Source organism: Pseudomonas sp. PDM21, from assembly GCF_014852505.2.
Lineage (GTDB): Bacteria > Pseudomonadota > Gammaproteobacteria > Pseudomonadales > Pseudomonadaceae > Pseudomonas.
On sequence record NZ_CM181223.1, the window covers coordinates 767,454 to 785,471 of the forward strand.

Annotated in this window: 16 protein-coding genes; 14 read left to right on the forward strand and 2 right to left on the reverse strand. The window is 67.3% G+C overall.

Translation table 11 applies throughout. The features are described from left to right. Positions 1-50: 50 nt before the first annotated feature. Both IB275_RS03775 and IB275_RS03780 read right to left on the reverse strand, forming a co-directional pair. Positions 51-1,070 carry a branched-chain amino acid aminotransferase gene (locus IB275_RS03775; protein WP_192290459.1) on the reverse strand — a complete coding sequence of 340 codons (1,020 nt, stop codon included), beginning with the start codon at positions 1,068-1,070 and terminating at the stop codon, positions 51-53. 372 nt (positions 1,071-1,442) lie between these two features. Continuing rightward, entirely contained in the window at positions 1,443-2,255 is an 813-nt protein-coding gene (locus tag IB275_RS03780; RefSeq protein WP_192290457.1) for an IclR family transcriptional regulator, read from the reverse strand. A gap of 141 nt (positions 2,256-2,396) precedes the next feature. Between IB275_RS03780 and IB275_RS03785 the strand changes: the two genes are divergently transcribed. From IB275_RS03785 to IB275_RS03850, 14 genes are all read left to right on the forward strand, one after another. Next, positions 2,397-2,783 carry a Zn-ribbon domain-containing OB-fold protein gene (locus IB275_RS03785; RefSeq protein WP_192211188.1) on the forward strand — a complete coding sequence of 129 codons (387 nt, stop codon included), beginning with the start codon at positions 2,397-2,399 and terminating at the stop codon, positions 2,781-2,783. After that, a complete protein-coding gene (locus IB275_RS03790; RefSeq protein ID WP_081517175.1) occupies positions 2,780-3,931 on the forward strand; it encodes a thiolase family protein in 1,152 nt (383 codons plus the stop codon). Before IB275_RS03785 ends, IB275_RS03790 begins: the two co-directional genes overlap by 4 nt. Before the next feature lie 142 nt (positions 3,932-4,073). Beyond that, a complete protein-coding gene (locus IB275_RS03795) occupies positions 4,074-6,209 on the forward strand; it encodes an acetate--CoA ligase family protein (RefSeq protein ID WP_192290455.1) in 2,136 nt (711 codons plus the stop codon). Beyond that, complete coding sequence (locus IB275_RS03800) at positions 6,193-7,074, forward strand: MaoC/PaaZ C-terminal domain-containing protein (protein WP_192290453.1); 882 nt, start codon at positions 6,193-6,195, stop codon at positions 7,072-7,074. Before IB275_RS03795 ends, IB275_RS03800 begins: the two co-directional genes overlap by 17 nt. Positions 7,075-7,113: 39 nt before the next feature. Beyond that, entirely contained in the window at positions 7,114-8,481 is a 1,368-nt protein-coding gene (locus IB275_RS03805; protein ID WP_192290451.1) for an MFS transporter, read from the forward strand. A gap of 50 nt (positions 8,482-8,531) precedes the next feature. Beyond that, positions 8,532-8,936 (forward strand): PaaI family thioesterase, encoded by a 405-nt coding sequence (locus tag IB275_RS03810; RefSeq protein WP_192290673.1) that lies wholly within the window; start codon positions 8,532-8,534, stop codon positions 8,934-8,936. Positions 8,937-8,940: 4 nt separating this feature from the next. Beyond that, on the forward strand, positions 8,941-9,999 hold the full coding sequence (locus IB275_RS03815; protein WP_192290449.1) for an acyl-CoA dehydrogenase family protein: 1,059 nt from the start codon (positions 8,941-8,943) through the stop codon (positions 9,997-9,999). A gap of 8 nt (positions 10,000-10,007) precedes the next feature. Then, on the forward strand, positions 10,008-10,763 hold the full coding sequence (locus IB275_RS03820) for an enoyl-CoA hydratase/isomerase family protein (RefSeq protein ID WP_192290671.1): 756 nt from the start codon (positions 10,008-10,010) through the stop codon (positions 10,761-10,763). 16 nt (positions 10,764-10,779) lie between these two features. Further along, positions 10,780-11,925, forward strand: a complete 1,146-nt coding sequence (locus tag IB275_RS03825; RefSeq protein WP_192290447.1) for an acyl-CoA dehydrogenase family protein — start codon at positions 10,780-10,782, stop codon at positions 11,923-11,925. A 54-nt stretch (positions 11,926-11,979) separates the two neighbouring features. Continuing rightward, a complete protein-coding gene (locus IB275_RS03830; protein ID WP_015475457.1) occupies positions 11,980-12,897 on the forward strand; it encodes an SDR family NAD(P)-dependent oxidoreductase in 918 nt (305 codons plus the stop codon). A gap of 19 nt (positions 12,898-12,916) precedes the next feature. Further along, positions 12,917-13,894, forward strand: coding sequence for an NADH:ubiquinone reductase (locus IB275_RS03835; protein WP_192290446.1), 978 nt, complete (start codon positions 12,917-12,919; stop codon positions 13,892-13,894). A gap of 245 nt (positions 13,895-14,139) precedes the next feature. After that, on the forward strand, positions 14,140-15,390 hold the full coding sequence (locus IB275_RS03840) for an OprD family porin (RefSeq protein WP_192290444.1): 1,251 nt from the start codon (positions 14,140-14,142) through the stop codon (positions 15,388-15,390). Positions 15,391-15,511: 121 nt separating this feature from the next. Then, complete coding sequence (locus IB275_RS03845; RefSeq protein ID WP_192290442.1) at positions 15,512-16,195, forward strand: TetR/AcrR family transcriptional regulator; 684 nt, start codon at positions 15,512-15,514, stop codon at positions 16,193-16,195. Then, the gene (locus IB275_RS03850; protein WP_192290440.1) at positions 16,192-17,841 is read left to right on the forward strand and encodes an acyl-CoA dehydrogenase family protein; all 1,650 of its coding nucleotides are present in this window, start codon (positions 16,192-16,194) and stop codon (positions 17,839-17,841) included. Before IB275_RS03845 ends, IB275_RS03850 begins: the two co-directional genes overlap by 4 nt. The last annotated feature ends 177 nt before the right edge of the window (positions 17,842-18,018 follow it).

An 18,018-nucleotide genomic window follows, 5' to 3' on the forward strand; every position in this document is an offset into this window, starting at 1 on the left:
GAAAACGCCCGGCATCTGCCGGGCGTTTTCGTTGGGGCTGCGGGTCAGGTTCAGACCTTGACGACCCAGCCTTCCGGACCTTCCATGTCACCCTTCTGGATACCGGTCAGCTCTTCGTAGAGGCGACGGGTCACCGGGCCGACGTCTTCGCGGCTGAAGAATACGTGCAGGTTGTCCTTGTACTGGATGCCGCCGATCGGGGTGATCACCGCTGCGGTACCGCAGGCGCCGGCTTCCTTGAAGCGGGCCAGGTCGTCGATCTGCACGTCGCCTTCGACCACTTTCAGGCCCAGGCGCTGTTCGGCCAGCTGCATCAGCGACAGGCGGGTGATGCCCGGCAGCACCGAGCTGGAGCGCGGGGTGACGAACTCGTTGTCATGGGTGATGGCGAAGAAGTTGGCCGAGCCCACTTCCTCGATGCGGCTGTGGGTGGCCGGGTCGAGGTAGATGCAGTCGGCGAAGCCTTCTTTCTTGGCCTGGGCGCCCGGCATCAGGCTGGCGGCGTAGTTGCCACCGACCTTGGCGGCGCCGGTGCCGTTGGGGGCGGCGCGGTCGTAGGTGGAGATCACGAAGTCATGGGGCTTCATGCCGCCCTTGAAGTAGGCGCCGACCGGGATGCAGAACACCGAGAAGATGAATTCCGGAGCCGGGCGCACGCCGATGTTGTCGCCCACGCCGATCACGAACGGGCGCAGGTACAGCGCGCCGCCCGATCCGTATGGGGGGATGAAGCGCTCATTGGCACGCACGACCTGCTTGCAGGCCTCGATGAACTGCTCTTCGGACACTTGCGGCATCAGTACGCGGGCGCAGCTGCGGGCCATGCGCGCGGCGTTCTGGTCCGGGCGGAACAGGTTGATCGAGCCGTCCTTGCAGCGGTAGGCCTTCAGGCCTTCGAAGCACTGCTGGCCGTAGTGCAGGGCGGAGGAGCCTTCGCTGATGTGCAGGGTGTTGTCTTCGGTCAGCTTGCCGTCGTCCCACAGACCATCGCGCCAGTGGGAGATGTAGCGGAAGTCGGTCTTGATGTAATCGAATCCGAGCGTGCCCCAATCGATGTCTTTCTGTTCCATGGTTGCCTCATTCAATGGGATTACCTGCGGCTGCCGCGAGCCATGCAAGGCCGGCGAACATCCGGGCAGAAGGTTTGGCGGGCTCTGGCGGCGGGTCGCCTGAATCGCAAGGGATTCAGGCGTGCGGCGGGAACGGTGTTCTCCGTGGGATGGTCACCGCCAGGACTCCATCAAGACTTGCCATGATACCGGCGATAGTCGCGGCTGTGGGCCCCTGGCGGCGAATATCGCTGCCATCAGTCGCATCGGGAATGCTGCGACGCGGGCGCCGGCGCGCGGGGTTTTGCTGTGCGGTTTCGCGCCGGGGCCGTTGTTCTTGTCGAAGTCATCCATTCACATGAATGTCATTTCATATGGTGAATTGCGTTCGAGCTATTCCGCTGGGCTGATGGCGCTTTGCGGGAACAGTGAGCGGCTGATGAAACAGGCTGTCTCGTGCAGGCTGGCGCCGATCTGCTCGAGCTTCTCGCGGTCGTGCTGGGCGCTGATGCCGATGCCGGAAATGATAAAGCGTGGCTGGCGGTCGTGGTCGATGATCGCGCTGGCGACCATGCTGACGCCGCGATACAGGTGGTCCTGGTCGATGGCCCAGCCGCGCTCCAGCGTGGCAGCGGCGTCGCGGCGGTACTCCTCGAAGTTCGGTGGATTCTCCCAGCGCACGCGGGTCAGGCGGCGTCGCAGTTCATCCTCGGGGAGGTTGCGCAGCCCGGCGATGCAGCGCCCGGCGGCGCCTACCAGTTCCGGCAAGCGCGAGCCCACGGCGACGTTGACGTGCGCCACGGTCGGCGCGGACACGGCGATCACGCGGATGTGCGCATCGTCGGTGACCTGCCACAAGGTGATCAGGATGTGGTGGCTGGTGCTCAGGCGTTCCAGTTCCGGCTGGATCAGGTCGGCGTAGCTGCGGCCAATGAAGCTCACTGCCAGCTCAGACAGGCCCAGGCCCAGGCGATAGGTCTTGGTCTCGTTGTCGAACGAGGTCAGCTGCTCGTTGCTCAGCGTGCGCAGGATATTGAAGGTAGTGCTTGGGCTGATGCCGGTGGCACGGGCGATGGCGGTTGCGCCCTCGGGGCCTTCGGCATTGGCCAGGTGGCGCAGGATCTGGATGGCATTCACCACGGCGCCGACATCCTTGGCGCTGCCGGTGCGTTTGCTGGCTTCTTCGACGGTCTTTTCAGTGGTCATATTCTGTATTCTGATTGACATTCAGTATTGTGAATGTATTCTGGCCCTGCGACGCCTGCAACGGCTTCCGTGAAGCTGGCTTGGCATGGGCGGTAACGCACTTTGCAACAAAGGCAGAACAAGAACAAAGGAGAAACCTCAATGGTGGATTTCCCCGACCGCAACATGCCAGGGCCAGAGGCGCAGTACCTCGCCTTCCTCGCCCAGGGTCGCTTCATGTTGCAGCGCAGCGCCTCCACCGGCCGGCACGTGTTCTATCCGCGCACCCAGGTGCCCGGCAGCGGCGAAACGGACCTGGAATGGGTTCCCGCCAGTGGCCTGGGCACCCTTTATGCCCTGACCGTCAACCGCGCCCGCAGCGGTGACTACAACGTCGCCCTGGTCGACCTCGACGAAGGCGTGCGCATGATGTCCCGTATCGAAGGTCACCTCAGTCTGCCCATCGGCACCCGCCTCAAGGCGCGCATCGCTCAGCAGGACAGCGGCCCCGCCGTCGTCTTCGAGCCCCTGACGGAGGCACAGTCATGAGCCAGGTCCTGCGCGGCAAGACCGCCATCGTCGGCATCGGCAGCGCCGGTATCGGCGAAGCCCACGGCTACAGCGCCATGGAACTGCTCGGCCAGGCCTCGATGAAGGCCATCGCCGATGCGGGTCTTGCGCTCTCGGACATCGACGCGGTGTTCTCGGCCACCAGCTCCCACGCCTTCCCGACGCTCTCGGTCTGCGAGTACCTCGGCATCAAGCCGAAATTCGTCGACGGCACCAACGTCGGCGGCTCCAGCTTCGAGCTGCATCTGCTGCAGGCGACCCTGGCCCTGGAAGCCGGCCTGTGTGATGCGGCGCTGATCTGCTACGGCTCCAACCAGCGCACTGCCGGCGGCAAGCTGGTGTCGATGAGCGAGCCGCAGTGGCACGAGACGCCCTACCAGCCGCGCCACCCGATCACCGCTTACGCGCTGGCCGCCAGCCGCCACATGCATCAATACGGCACCACCCGCGAGCACCTGGCCGAAGTGGCCGTGGCGGCGCGCGGTTGGGCCAACCTCAACCCCGAGGCCTTTGCCCGTGGCCCGCTGAGCATCGATGAGGTGCTCGCCGCACGGATGGTCAGCGACCCGCTGAGCAAGGCCGACTGCTGCCTGGTCACCGATGGCGGCGGCGCCTGCGTGATGGTGCGTGCCGACCGCGCGCGCGACCTGCCCAAAGCGCCGATCTATTTCCTCGGCGCCGCTGGCGCGCAGTGGCACCGCTCCATCGTCGCCATGCCTGACCTCACTGTCACCGCCGCTTCCGAGAGCGGCCCGCGGGCCATGCAGATGGCCGGGGTGAAGCACTCGGACATCGACCTGGTGATGGTCTACGACGCCTTCACCATCAATACGATCCTGTTCCTCGAAGACCTCGGCTTCTGCCCGAAGGGCGAGGGTGGTCGCTTCGTCCAGGGCGGACGCATCGCTCCTGGCGGCGAACTGGCGGTGAACACCAACGGTGGCGGGCTGTCCTGTGTGCATCCGGGCATGTACGGCATGTTCCTGATCATCGAGGCGGTCACCCAGCTGCGCCGCCAGGCCGGTGAACGCCAGCTGAAGAAGGCCGACGTGGCGCTGCTGCACGGCAACGGCGGCACCTTGTCCAGCCAGGTGACGGCACTGCTCGGCACCCAAGCGGTGCTCTGAAAGCCCGTGCTCTGAAATTCAGGGCTCTGAAACCCAGGGCCGACTCTCCCGGTGGCTGCTGCCCGCAGCCTGCCGTGGATGCGCTCGCCCTCGCGCCGGCACGCAAACGCCCGGCACCCGCTACTTGTTCAGGTGGAACGTCATGTCAGTGAGTCACTTGCAACACACCGGTTTCTCCAGTCTCACCCCTCTGGTGCAGCCGCGCTCGGTCGCCGTGGTCGGCGCTTCCAGCGACCCGCACCGCATCGGCGGCCGCCCCATTGCCTACATGCTGCGCAACGGCTTTTCCGGGCGCATCCTGCCGGTGAACCCCAACCGCACGGAGATCCAGGGCCTTCCGGCCTACGCCAGCGTCGATGCGCTGCCCGAGGCGCCGGACGTGGCGATCATCGCGGTGCCGGCGCCGCAGGTGCTGGAGACCGTCCAGGCGCTGGGCCGCAAGGGCGCGCGCAGCGCCATCGTGTTCTCCTCCGGCTTCAGCGAGGTCGGCGAGGAAGGCGTGGCCATGCAGGACGCCATCGTCGAAGCCGCCCGCGCGGCGAACATGCGTCTGCTGGGGCCGAACGCGCTGGGCGTGTTCAACGCCAACCTGGGCTACTACGCCTTCTTCTCCACCAGCCTGGAACGCGGCATTCCGCTGGCCGGGCGGGTCGGCATCGCCACTCAGTCCGGCGCCTACGGCGCGCACCTGCTCGGCCTGTCGCGGCAGCGCGGGCTGGGCACGCCAATCTGCGTCGCCACCGGCAACGAAGCCGACGTCACCCTGGGCGACGCCATCGGCTGGCTGGTGGAGTCGCCGGAGATCGACGTGGTCATGGCCTACGCCGAATCGATCCGCAACGTCGACAGCTTCCTTGCCGCCCTCGAAGCGGCCCATCGCGCCGGCAAGCCGGTGATCCTGCACAAGGTCGGGCGCAGCGAGCTGGGCGGCCGCGCGGCCATGTCGCACACCGCTTCCCTGGCCGGCGACGACAAGGTGCTCGACGCGGTGCTGGCTGATTACGCGGTGGTCCGCGCGCGCACCACCGAGGAGCTGGTGGACATCGCCTACCTCGCCACCCAGCGCATCTACCCGGTGAACAACAGCCTGGGAATGATCACCGTCAGCGGTGGCGCCGGCATCATCGTCAGCGACGCCGCCGAGGACTTCGGCCTGCCTATGCCGCCGATGCCCGAAACGGCCCAGGCACGCTTGAAGCAGCGCCTGCACTACGCCTCGCCGCTCAACCCGGTGGACTGCACCGCCCAGGCGTTGAACGACCTGAGCCTGGTGCACGATTTCACTGAATCCATGGTGGTGGACGGCGGTTACCGCTCGCTGATCGCCTTCTTCACCCAGGCCGGCACGGCTGCCTCCATCGGCCCGCGCCTGGCCGAGCAGTTCGCGCGGATCAAGGTCGATCATCCGGACCGCCTGTTCGTGGTCTCGGTGATGGGCGAGGGCGAGGAGCTGGCGCCGTACCAGAAGGCCGGCTTTGCCCTGTTCGAGGATCCGACCCGCGCGGTGCGCGCCATCCAGGCCATGGGCCAGCTGGGGGAGGCCTTCGCCCGCCCGCTGCGCAGGATTCCCGCGCCCGGTGGTGTCGAGCTACCCGCCAGCACGCCCGGTGAGGCCGAAGCCAAACAATTGCTCGCGCGCGCCGGCATCGAATCGGCGCCCGAGCGCGTGCTGAAAAACGCAGCCGAAGCCGCCGCCTTCGCCGAACAGATCGGCTTCCCGGTGGTGCTGAAAATCGCCTCGGCAGACATCCTGCACAAGTCGGAAATCGGCGGCGTGCTACTCAACGTCAGCAGCTCCCAGGCCGTGCGCGAAGGCTACGACCTGTTGCTCCAGCGAGCAGCCGAACACGCGCCGAGCGCCCGCCTCGACGGCGTGCTGGTGGCCCGCCAGCTGCAGGGCGGCGTGGAGTGCTTCATGGGTATCCAGCGCGACCCGCAGTTCGGGCCGGTGGCCGTGTTCGGCCTCGGCGGCATCTTCGTCGAAGTGCTCAAGGACGTGGTGTTCCGCCGCTGCCCGTTCGGCGTCGACGAGGCTGAGCAGATGATCCGCAGTATCAAGGGCGCACCGCTGCTGCTGGGGGCGCGTGGTCGTCCGGTGACCGACATCAGGGCGCTGTCGCGGGTGCTCGCGCAGCTCTCGCAGTTCGCTGCCGAGGCCGGTCCGCGCCTGCGTTCGGTCGACCTCAACCCGGTCTTCGCCATGCCCGAGGGGCAGGGCGCGTGGGCTGCCGATGCGGTGCTGGAAGTGGAGGAGGTGGCCCATGGCGCTGAATCCTGAGCACCTGCTGAACTACCCGATCCCCGAAGTGCGGCAGCGTTTCAGCCGCCACGACAGCGCCTTTTACGCGCTGTCGGTGGGCCTCGGCGCCGACCCGATGGACGAGCACCAACTGACCTTCGTCGACGCCAACCGCGACCTCCAGGCGCTGCCCTGCATGGCCGTGGTTCTCGGTCACCCCGGCTTCTGGCTGGGCAATCCGGATACCGGCGTCGATGCCCTGCGCCTGGTCCATGGCGAGCAGAGTATCGAGTGGCTGAAACCGCTGCCGGTGGAAGGCGAAGTGATCGGCCGCACCCGCGTCACCGGCCTGGTGGACAAAGGTGCTGGCAAGGGCGCGCTGCTCTATAGCGAGAAAGTCGTCAGTGACGCGCAGAGCGGCGAGGTGCTGGCGATTGCCCGTGGCACCACCTTCCTGCGCGGTGACGGCGGCTTCGGCGGCGACAGTCAGTCGCTCAGTCAGCCGCACCGTCTGCCCGAGCAGGCGCCAGACCTGGTCATCGACTTGCCGACCCGCCCGGAACAGGCGCTGCACTATCGCCTCAACGGCGACGACAACCCGATCCACGCCAGCCCGGCAGCGGCCGCTCGCGGTGGTTTCCCGCGACCGATTCTGCACGGCCTGTGCACCCTCGGCGTGGCCTTCCATGCGCTGCTGCGCGGCTTCGCCGATTACCGCGCGGAGCGCTTCGCCCACCTGCAGGTGCGCTTCTCGGCACCGGTATTCCCGGGCGAAACCCTGCGTACGGAAATCTGGAATGACGGCTCCTTCCGCACCCGCGTCGTCGAGCGCGACGTGGTGGTGCTGGACAACGGCCGCGTGAGCCTGACCCCGGAGCGTGGAGAACCAGCCGGGCGGGCCTAGCGCGACGACGACCTCAACCAACCTGCGAGAACAACAACAATGAACGCACCCGACAGCTTGGCCCAGAGCGCCGCGATACCGCGGCGGACCCTGGTGATCGCCTTCTTCTTCTGCTTCCTGGGTCTGCTCGCCGATGGCGCTGACCTGATGTTCCTCGCCTACAGCCTGAACAGCCTCAAGGCCGAGTTCGGCCTGTCCAACTTCGAGGCCGGCTCGCTGGGCAGCATCACCCTGGCCGGCATGGCCATCGGCGGCATCTACGGCGGCTGGGCGTGCGACCGCTTCGGCCGGGTGCGCGTGGTGACCTGGACCATCCTGGTGTTCTCCGTCGGTACCGCGCTGCTGGGCCTGGCGCACAACTACTGGGCCTTCGCACTGATCCGCTTCGTTTCCTCGCTGGGCCTGGGCTCGCTGTTCGTGGCCTGCAACATCCTGATGTCCGAGTTCGTCACCGCCAAGTACCGCACCACCATCCTGGCGACCATGCAGGCCGGCTGGACCGTGGGCTACCTGGTGGCGACCATCCTCGCCGGGCAGATCATCCCGGACTACGGCTGGCGCGCGCTGTTCTTCACTGCCATCGGCGCGGCGCTGATCTGCCTGGCGTTGCGACCCTGGGTGCCGGAGTCGCCGTCCTGGCTGGCGGCTCGTGCGCAACGCGCGCAGCAGGCCAGTAGTCGCCAGCAGAGCGCGCCCAGCGGCGGCATGCGCCAATTGCTGGTCGATCCGTCCACCCGCCGCATGTTCGTGCTCTGGAGCATCACCTCGTGCTTCCTGCTGTTCGGCTACTACGGCACCAACAACTGGATGCCCTCGTACCTGGAAAGCGAGCTGGGCATGAACTTCAAGTCCATGACCGGCTACATGGTCGGCACCTACACCGCGATGATCCTCGGCAAGGTGCTCGCCGGGATCGCCTCGGACCGCTTCGGCCGCCGCGCCACCTTTGCCGCCGGCGCCATCGGCACCGCCATCTTCATGCCGGTGATCGTGTTCTGGCACACGCCGGACAACATCGTCTGGATCCTCGCGCTGTTCGGCTTCATCTACGGCGTACCGGTGGGCGTGCTGGCCACCTACATGACCGAGAGCTTCTCCACCCAGGTACGCGGCGCCGCCGTGGGCACTTCCTACAACCTCGGCCGCATCGGCGCGGCGGTGGCCCCGGCGGCCATCGGCCTGCTGGCCTCCCACGTGTCCATCGGCGCGGGCTTCCTGGTCATGGGCATCACCTACGTCATCACCGGGCTGATCCCCGCGCTGATGATCCCCAACCGCCTGTATGACCCGAACCGCGAAGCGCGCAGCCCGCAGCCCGGTGCCGCACCTGCAGCGCCCGCACGCCCGGCGGCACAGGGCGTGGCCCGCCCGGTGGGTCAGCCTGCCACGGAGGAAAGCGTTCGATGACCGATCTCACCTCGACCTGCGCCGCTGCACCTGCTGAGAGTGGACTGGAGATGTTCCCCAGCGGCCGCTTCACCTTCCAGGAGTTCCTTGGCCTGGAGCGCTGGATTGATGGCGACGTGGTGCGGGTGCGCCTGCGCCACCGCCCGGAGCTGATGAACTACATCGGCAGCTTTCACGGCGGCGTGCTGATGAGCGTGCTCGATGCCGCCATGGCCGGGGCCATTCGCGCGCAGATGCCGGGTTGCTCGATGGTCACCATCGACATGGCCACCCACTTCATGGGCAGCACCAGCGGCGAGATCAACGCCGTCGGCCGGGTGCTGCGGCGGACCCGCACGCTGTGCTTCTGCGCGGCGGAAATCTTCGACGGGGCCGGCGAGCTGGTCGCCAGCGCCACCGGCAGTTTCAAGTACCGGCCCGCTGCGGCTGGCACTGTTCAACCGACACGGGAATGACGAAATGACCGACAACACCGCAATGGCCGAGGAGCGCGAAGAGCGCCTGCGGATGATCCGTGACAGCGCCGCTTCCCTGGTGCCGCGCGGCGGCGACCTGGGCCGGGTGCGCCGTTTGCGCTTTCAGGCGCAGGGCCTCGACCGCGACGCCTGGGCGGAAGTCTGCGCCATGGGCTGGCCGGGCCTGCGCCTAGCCGAAGAGCTGGGCGGCAGTGGACTGGGCATGGGCGAGTACACCGCGTTGCTGGAAGAACTCGGACGCGGCCTGCTGCCCGAACCGCTGATCGAGGCGAGCCTGGTCGCTCCCTTGCTGCCCGCCGCCGAGCGCGACGCGCTGCTGGCCGGCGAGCGGCTGATCCTGCCCGCGGGCATCCGCTATGAAGCCGGCGCTGCATTGCCGGTGCTGCGCGATGGGCAACTGCGCGGTGAGATCGCCCATGTGGCTCTGGGCGCTGCCGCTGATGCGTGGCTGGTGGCCTGCAACACCGGTCTCGTGCTGGTGCAGCGCAATGCCGAAGGGCTGAGCGTTCACCAGGAACCGACCCAGGACGGCGGCCACCTGGCGCGCCTGCGCTTCGATGGCACGCCCGCGCAACTCGTCGACGCCGCGCCTGCTGCCCTCGACGAGTCGGCACTGGCCTGCGCCGCCTACCTGGTCGGCCTGATGGATGCGGCCTTCGAACAGACCCGCGACTACCTCGGCGTGCGCCGCCAGTTCGGCCGCGAGATCGGCAGCTTCCAGTCGCTGCAGCACCGCATGGTCGACCTGAAACTGCAGATCGAACTGGCCCGCGCCATCGTCGGCGAAGCGGCCACCGCGCTGGACGACGGCGCGCCGGTCGCGCAGGTGCAGCGCCTGGTGTCCACCGCCAAGGTGCGCGCCGCCGAGGCGGCCATGCTGGTGACCCGCCAGGCGATCCAGCTGCACGGCGGCATCGGCTACACCGACGAGGCCGACATCGGCCTGTTCCTGCGCCGCGCCATGGTGTTGCTCAACAGCCAGGGTTCGCTGGCCTTCCACCGGGCGCGCTACATCGCCCTGCTGCAGGCGGAGGTGGCGTGATGAGCGAGATGCTGCTGCAGGAAACACTCGGTACGGTGCGCCTTCTGCGCTTCAACAACCCAACGCGGCGCAATGCGCTGTCCCCCGCACTGCGCGCCGAGTTGCTCGAAGCGCTGCGCGAAGCGGACGCCGATCCCGCCGTGCGCAGCGTGGTCCTCACCGGTTCGGCGGAAGTCTTCAGCGCTGGCGGCGACCTCAGCGACATGCATGTCACCGACCTCAACGCCGGCCGGGTGCGCATGCAGAAGAACGCTGACCTGATCCGCCAGATGCTGCGCATGGGCAAGCCGATCATCGCCGCCATCGAAGGCTGGGCGGTGGGCGCCGGGCTGTCGGTGGCGCTGGCCTGCGACAGCCTGGTGTGCGGCGGTACGGCGCGCTTCGCCGCCGGCTTCGGCAAGGTCGGGCTGATCGCCGATCTCGGCCAGCTGCACACCTTGCCGGCGCGCATTGGTGTCGGCCGCGCGCGGCAGGTGCTGATGTTCGGCCAGGTCATCGAAGCCGAGGAAGCGCAGCGCATCGGACTGGTGGACCAGCTCTGCGCACCGGGTGCCGCGCTGGACGCCGCCCTTGCGCTGGCCGCCAAGGTCGAGCAGCAGGCGCCTTTGCCACTGGCCCTGACCAAGGCCCTGCTGGCCGACGGCCTGGAGCTGCTGCTCGAGCGCGAAGGCGATTTCCAGAGCCAGCTGTTCCTCAGCGCCGACCATGCCGAAGGCAAGGCGGCCTTCCTCGATAAACGTTCCCCGAATTTCCGGGGCCAGTAATCAAGAGAGCCGTGACATGACCGATTACAACGCCCTCGAAGATGGCGAGTTCCGCCGGCTGGTGCGCGACTGGGTCGCCGCCAACTACCCGCAGCGCATCCGCAACCCGGCCCACCGCCTGGGCCGCGATGACACCTGGGAGTGGTACCAGGCACTGTCGAAACAGGGTTGGCTGTGCCCCGGCTGGCCGGTGCAGTTCGGTGGCATGGGCCTCGCCGCCGGCAAGCAGCTGATCATGATCGAGGAGATGGAAAACTACGGCTGCGCACGCCTGCCCGACAGCGGCATCACCATGCTCGGCCCGCTGCTGATCCGCTACGGCACCGACGCCCAGCGCGAGCGTTTCCTGCCGCGCATCCTGAGCGGTGAAGACATCTGGTGCCAGGGCTACAGCGAGCCCAACGCCGGCTCCGATCTCGCCAGCCTGCGCACCGAGGCGGTGCTGCGTGACGGCGAGTGGGTTATCAATGGCCAGAAAACCTGGACCACCATGGGCACCGAGGCCAACTGGATCTTCGTGCTGGCGCGCACCGAGCGTAGCGTCAAGGCGCAGCAGGGCATCAGCTTCCTGCTGGTGCCGATGGACAGCCCCGGCGTCGAGGTGCGGCCGATCCTCAACCTGGAACTGCAGGGCGAGTTCTGCGAGGTGTTCTTCAACGACGTGCGCGTGCCGGAAGAAAACCTCGTCGGCGCGGTCAACCACGGCTGGGGCATGGCCAAGGCACTGCTCGGCTTCGAGCGCATCTTCCTGGGCTCGCCCAAGCAGGCCACCTTCGCCCTCGAACGCCTGGTGCGCCTGGCTCGCCATCAGGGCCTGTGGGACGACCCGGTGTTCGCCCAGCGTTTCGCCGCGCTGAGCATGGACCTGGACTGCCACAAGGCGCTCTACGAGCGCTTCGCCGAACGCCTGCGGCGCGGCGAGGAGCTGGGCCCGGACGTTTCCCTGCTGAAGATCCACCAGTCCGAGCTGTACCAGCGCATCAGCGAGCTGGGACTGGAGATCGCCGGCGCGGATTCGGCGCTGCTCAACCCCTTCACCGACGATGCCGAGCTGCACCCGGCGGGCATCTTCATCCAGTCGCGGCCGACCACCATCTACGGCGGCACCAACGAGATCCAGCGCAACATCCTGGCCAAGGCCGTGCTCGGCCTGCCGAGCTGATCCCGCGCGCAACGAATTCTCCGATTGAACGAACCGAACAGTAAGGAATTAGCGATGACCCAACGACTCAACGAAGGCAAGGTAGCGATCGTCACCGGCGCCGGTGGCGGCATCGGCCGCGAGATCGCCCTGGCCCTGGCCGACAGCGGTGCGCGGGTGCTGATCAACGACATCGGCGTGTCCCTGCAGGGCGAGGGCGGCTCGGCTTCCCCGGCTGAGGAAACCCTCGGGTTGATCCGCCAGCGCGGCGGCGACGGCGCCATCAACACCGACAGCGTGTCGGACTGGGACAGCGCCCGGCGCATCGTCTCCAGCGCCATCGACGCCTTCGGCCGCGTGGACATCGTGGTGAACAACGCCGGCATCCTGCGCGACACCATCTTCCACAAGATGAGCGCCGAGGACTGGCTGTCGGTCATCAACGTGCACCTCAACGGCAGCTTCTTCGTCAGCCGTGCCGCCGCCGAGCACTTCCGCGCGCAGAACAGCGGCGCCTTCGTGCACATGACCAGCACCTCGGGGCTGATCGGCAACTTCGGCCAGGCCAACTACTCGGCGGCCAAGCTGGGCATCGTCGCCCTGAGCAAGTCCATCGCCCTCGACATGCAGCGCTACAACGTGCGTTCCAACTGCATCGCACCCTTCGCCTGGAGCCGCATGACCGACTCCATTCCGGCCGAGACGCCGGAGCAGAAGGCGCGGGTGGAAAACCTGCAGCGCATGACCCCGGACAAGAACGCGCCGCTGGCCGTCTACCTCGCTTCCGACGCCGCCAGTGCGGTCAACGGCCAGGTGTTCGCCGCGCGCAACCACGAGATCTTCCTGATGAGCCAGAGCCGCCCGCTGCGCAGTGTGCACAGCGACAACGGCTGGACCCCGCAGAGCATCGCCGAGCACGGCATGCCCGCACTGCGCGGCAGCTTCATGGACCTGGCGCGCAGCCCGGACGTGTTCTCCTGGGACCCGATCTGAACCGCCGGAGGACAGGCGCATGTTCAAGACCCGATTCACCGAAACCTTCGGCGTCGAACACCCGATCATGCAGGGCGGCATGCAGTGGGTGGGGCGCGCCGAGATGGCGGCGGCGGTGGCCAATGCCGGCGGGCTGGCAACGCTCTCGGCGCTGACCCAGCCGACCCCGCAGGCGCTGGCCGACGAGATCGCGCGTTGCCGCGAACTCACCGACAAGCCCTTCGGCGTCAACCTCACGCTGCTGCCGACGCAGAAGCCGATCCCCTACGCGGAGTACCGCGCGGCGATCATCGAGGGCGGCATCGGCGTGGTCGAAACCGCCGGCAACAATCCCGGCGAGCACATTGCCGAGTTCCGCCAGCACGGGATCAAGGTGATCCACAAATGCACCGCCGTGCGCCATGCGCTCAAGGCCGAGCAACTGGGCGTGGACGCGGTGTCCATCGACGGCTTCGAGTGCGCTGGCCACCCAGGCGAGGACGACATTCCCGGCCTGGTCCTGCTGCCTGCGGCGGCCAACCGGCTGCGCGTGCCGATCATCGCTTCCGGTGGCTTCGCCGACGGTCGCGGGCTGGTGGCGGCGCTGGCGCTGGGGGCCGATGCGATCAACATGGGCACGCGCTTCCTCAGCACCCGCGAGTGTCCGATCCACCCGCAGGTCAAGGCGGCCATCCGCGCGGCGGACGAGCGCTCCACGGACGTGATCATGCGTTCGTTGCGCAACAGTGCGCGGGTCGCCCGCAACGCCATCAGCCAGGAAGTACTGGCCATCGAGGCGCGCGGCAACGCCACCTACGCCGACATCGCCACGCTGGTCAGCGGCCTGCGCGGGCGCACCGTCTACGAGCAGGGCGACACCGACCTGGGAATCTGGTCGGCGGGCATGGTCCAGGGCCTGATCGATGACGAACCCAGCTGCGAGGAACTGCTGCGCGACATCGTCGAGCAGGCGCGCCAGTTGATCCGCCAGCGACTGGAGGGGTTGCTCACCCAGTGATTCTTAATGCGGCGGCGTGGGAGCAACCGCGAACGTCTGGGGGACTGTAGCGGGGTTCTCCCTCTCCCTAACCCTCTCCCTGAAGGGAGAGGGGACCGTCCGGTGCAGGGTGACGCCACTGCATCAGCCGGCACGGTCAGCTCCCTCTCCCTTCAGGGAGAGGGCGGGGGAGAGGGCAGGCCCGGGCACAGACTCTCAGGCAGAGCGGCGCCGCCTTCACCTCACCTGACGAAGAGACAACAACAATGAAAAATCTTCCCGTACGGGCGCTCGTTTCGAGCTTCGCCTGCCTGCCCCTGTTCGCCCACGCGGACTTCATCGCGGACAGCAAGGCGAATCTGGAACTGCGCAATTTCTACTTCAATCGCGACTATCGCCAGAGCAATGCGGAGCAGTCGAAATCCGAGGAGTGGGCGCAGGGTTTCCTGCTGCGCTTCGAGTCGGGTTACACCGAGGGCACGGTGGGCGTGGGCGTCGATGCCCTTGGCTTGCTGGGGATCAAGCTGGACTCCAGCCCTGATCGCACCGGCTCCGGCCTGCTGCCGTACTCGGCCAGCGACAAGCGCGCCACCGACGACTACAGCTCCCTCGGCGTGACGGCCAAGCTGCGCGCATCGAAGAGCACTTTGAAGGTCGGCACCCTGCTGCCCAAGCTGCCGGTGGTGCAGTACAACGACACCCGCCTGGCCCCGCAGACCTTCCAGGGTGGGCTCGCCGAGGTCAACGAGATCGACGGCCTCAGCGCCCAGCTCGGCCAACTGCGCCAGGTGAAGCAGCGCGACTCGACCAACGACGAAGACCTGTCGATGACCCGTGGCAACAAGCGCAACATCGTGCTTGGCAGCCACACCAGCAGCGACCGCTTCAACCTCGCCGGTGGCACCTACCGCTGGACCGACAACCTCAGCACCAGCTACCACTACGGCGGTCTGGAAAACTTCTACCGCCAGCACTACCTGAGCGTGGTGCACACCCTGCCGATCACCGAGGGCCAGTCGCTCAAGTCGGATATCCGCTGGGCCCGTTCCACCGACGATGGCGGCAGCAACGTCGACAACCGCGCGCTCAACGCGCTGTTCACCTACCGCATCGGCGGCAGCGGCTTCGGCGTCGGCTACCAGCGCATGTCCGGCGACACCGGGTTCGCCTACCTCAGCGGCACCGACCCGTACCTGACCAACTTCGTGCAGATCGGCGACTTCGCCAACAAGGACGAACGCTCCTGGCAGGCGCGCTACGACTACGACTTCGCCGGCCTCGGCCTGCCCGGCCTGACCTTCATGACCCGCTACCTGCAGGGCGACCACATCGACCTGCTGAACGGCCAGGGGCGCGGCAAGGAGTGGGAGCGCGACACCGATATCGGCTACGTGGTGCAGAACGGCCCGCTGAAGAACCTCGGCTTCAAGGTGCGCAACGGCGCCTTCCGCAGCGACTTCGGCAACGATATCGACGAAACGCGGGTGATCGTCAGCTATCAGATGCCGCTCTGGTAACCGTCCTAACGGGCGGGGGCGGTTTGGCCAGAATCGCTCCGCCCGTGGCGGGAATGTCCCTTTCAGCAAAGGTCTGAACCGTGATTCACTGAATTTCATGCAGTGAATCCGGATTCAGATCATGGCCTACCGACACTCCCCAGCACGGCTGCAAAAGGACGGCGAACTGCGCGAGCGCATTCTCGAGCTGGCGCTGGCGCGGGTGGCCGACGGTGGTTTCGCCGCCCTGACCATGCAGAGCCTGGCGGACGCCGCCGGCATCGCCACCGGCAGTCTCTACCGGCACTTCAGCGGCAAGGGCGAGCTGGCCGCCGAGGTCTTCGCCCGTGCCAGCCAGCGCGAAGTCGATACCCTCGGTGCGCTGCTGAAAGCTCCCGGCAGCGCTTGCGAACGCCTGAACCTTGGCCTGCAGCAGTTCGCCGCGCGCGCCTGGGGCAGCCGCCAGCTGGCCTTCGCGCTGATCGCCGAGCCGGTCGACCCGGAAGTGGACGAGCAGCGCCTGATCTACCGCGAAGCCTACGCCGCACTGTTCGTCACCCTGCTGGAGCAGGGCATCGCCGCCGGTGAGTTCCAGCCCCAGCCGGTGCAGCTGACCGCCGCCTGCCTGGTCGGCGCCATCGCCGAAGCCCTGATCGGCCCGCTTTCGCCGCCCGCCCGCGCCGCGCGGGATGCCGGCCAGTCCAACGTTTCCCTGGAGGACGTCAGCGACGCCCTCGCCAGCTTCTGCCTGCGCGCCGTCGGCGCGTCCACATCTGCCTTGCCCAAGCCAGCCAAGCCCAAGCCCGTTATGGAGGACCAGCCATGATCCCGCACCCGTACGCCGAAACCCACGAAGTGACCAACCAGGTGCCGCCGCTGGACGGCGCCAACCTCTATCGCGTCGACGTGCCGCTGCAGGAATGGGTGCGCCGCTACGGCGGCGGCTGGGCCGAGCAGAAACTCGATGCCTATGGCGCGCTGGCCGGCGGGCCGCTGATGGCGGCGGGCTTCCTCGCCAACGAGAACAAACCGGTGTTCAAGTCCCACGACCGCTTCGGCCACCGCGTCGACCTGGTGGAGTTCCACCCGGCCTACCACGAGCTGATGCGCGCGGCCATCGAGGCCGGCCTGCCCTCCATGCCCTGGACCGACCCTCGCGCTGGCGCCCACGTCGCCCGTGCGGGCCTGAGCTATCTGCACAGCCAGGCCGAGGCCGGCACTGGCTGCCCGCTGACCATGACCTTCGCCAGCGTGCCTGCCCTGCGTTTGCAGCCGGACCTCGCCGAGAAGTGGTTGCCGAAGATCCTCTCCACCGAATACGACCCACGCAACCTGCCCATCGAGCAGAAAACCGGCGCCACCATCGGCATGGCCATGACCGAGAAGCAGGGCGGTACCGACGTACGCGCCAACACCACCCGCGCCTACCCGGTGGGCATCCCCGGGCCGGGCCAGGCTTACGAGCTGGTCGGCCACAAGTGGTTCTGCTCGGCGCCCATGTGCGACGCCTTCCTCACCCTGGCCTATACCGACAAGGGTCTGACCTGCTTCCTGCTGCCGCGCCACCGCCCGGATGGCAGCCGCAACGAGTTCTACATCCAGCGCCTGAAGAACAAGCTGGGCAACTGGTCCAACGCCTCCAGCGAAGTGGAATACCGCGGCGCGCTGGCCTGGATGGTCGGCGAGGAAGGCCGTGGCGTACCCACCATCATCGAGATGGTCGCCATGACCCGCTTCGACTGCATGGTCGGCTCCAGCTCGCTGATGCGACAGGCGCTGACCCAGGCCGCGCACCACTGCGCCTACCGCCAGGTCGGCGGCCGCGTGCTGGCCGAACAGCCGCTGATGCAGAACGTGCTGGCCGACCTCGCCCTGGAAAGCGAAGCCGCACTGGCCCTGACCATGCGCATGGGCCACGCGCTGGACAATCTGCACGACGAACAGGAAGACAAGTTCGCCCGGCTGGTGACCGCCGTGGGCAAGTACTGGATCTGCAAGCGCGCCCCCGCGATGATCAACGAGGCCGCCGAATGCCTGGGCGGCGCCGGCTACGTCGAGGACACCATCCTCCCGCGCCTGTACCGCGAAGCGCCGGTCAACTCCACCTGGGAAGGCTCGGGCAACGTGCAGTGCCTGGACGTGCTGCGTGCGCTGTCGAAGGAGCCCGGCGTGCTCGACGCTTTGTTCACCGAACTCGGCGATGGGCATGGGGACGCGCGCCTGGCCTCGTTCATCGGCAACCTCAAGGCTTCCTTCGCCGACACCCAGGACATCCAGTATCGCGCCCGCCAGCTCACCGAAAACGTCGCCATCGCCCTGCAGGCCAAGCTGCTGCTGGAAGCGGGCAACTCGGTGGTCTCCGACGCCTTCATCACCAGCCGCCTGGACGACGGCGGCCGCGTCTACGGCACCCTGCCGCGCGGGGTGGACGTGGAAGCGCTGGTGGCGCGGGCGACGCCGCATCTGGTGTGAGGAAATTTCAGTAGAGGTTTTCGGTTTGAACCACCGCTGGTCGAACAATAGGTTGCAGGAGGAGTGTTCTTCGCCGGTGCCGGGATGAGCCTTGCAGGTCTTCATTTCGGTGCAGGCAGCTCAGTGTTGAGATTGCCTTGGTCTATAGCTGCAACTAAAATTAGTTGCAGTTGGGAG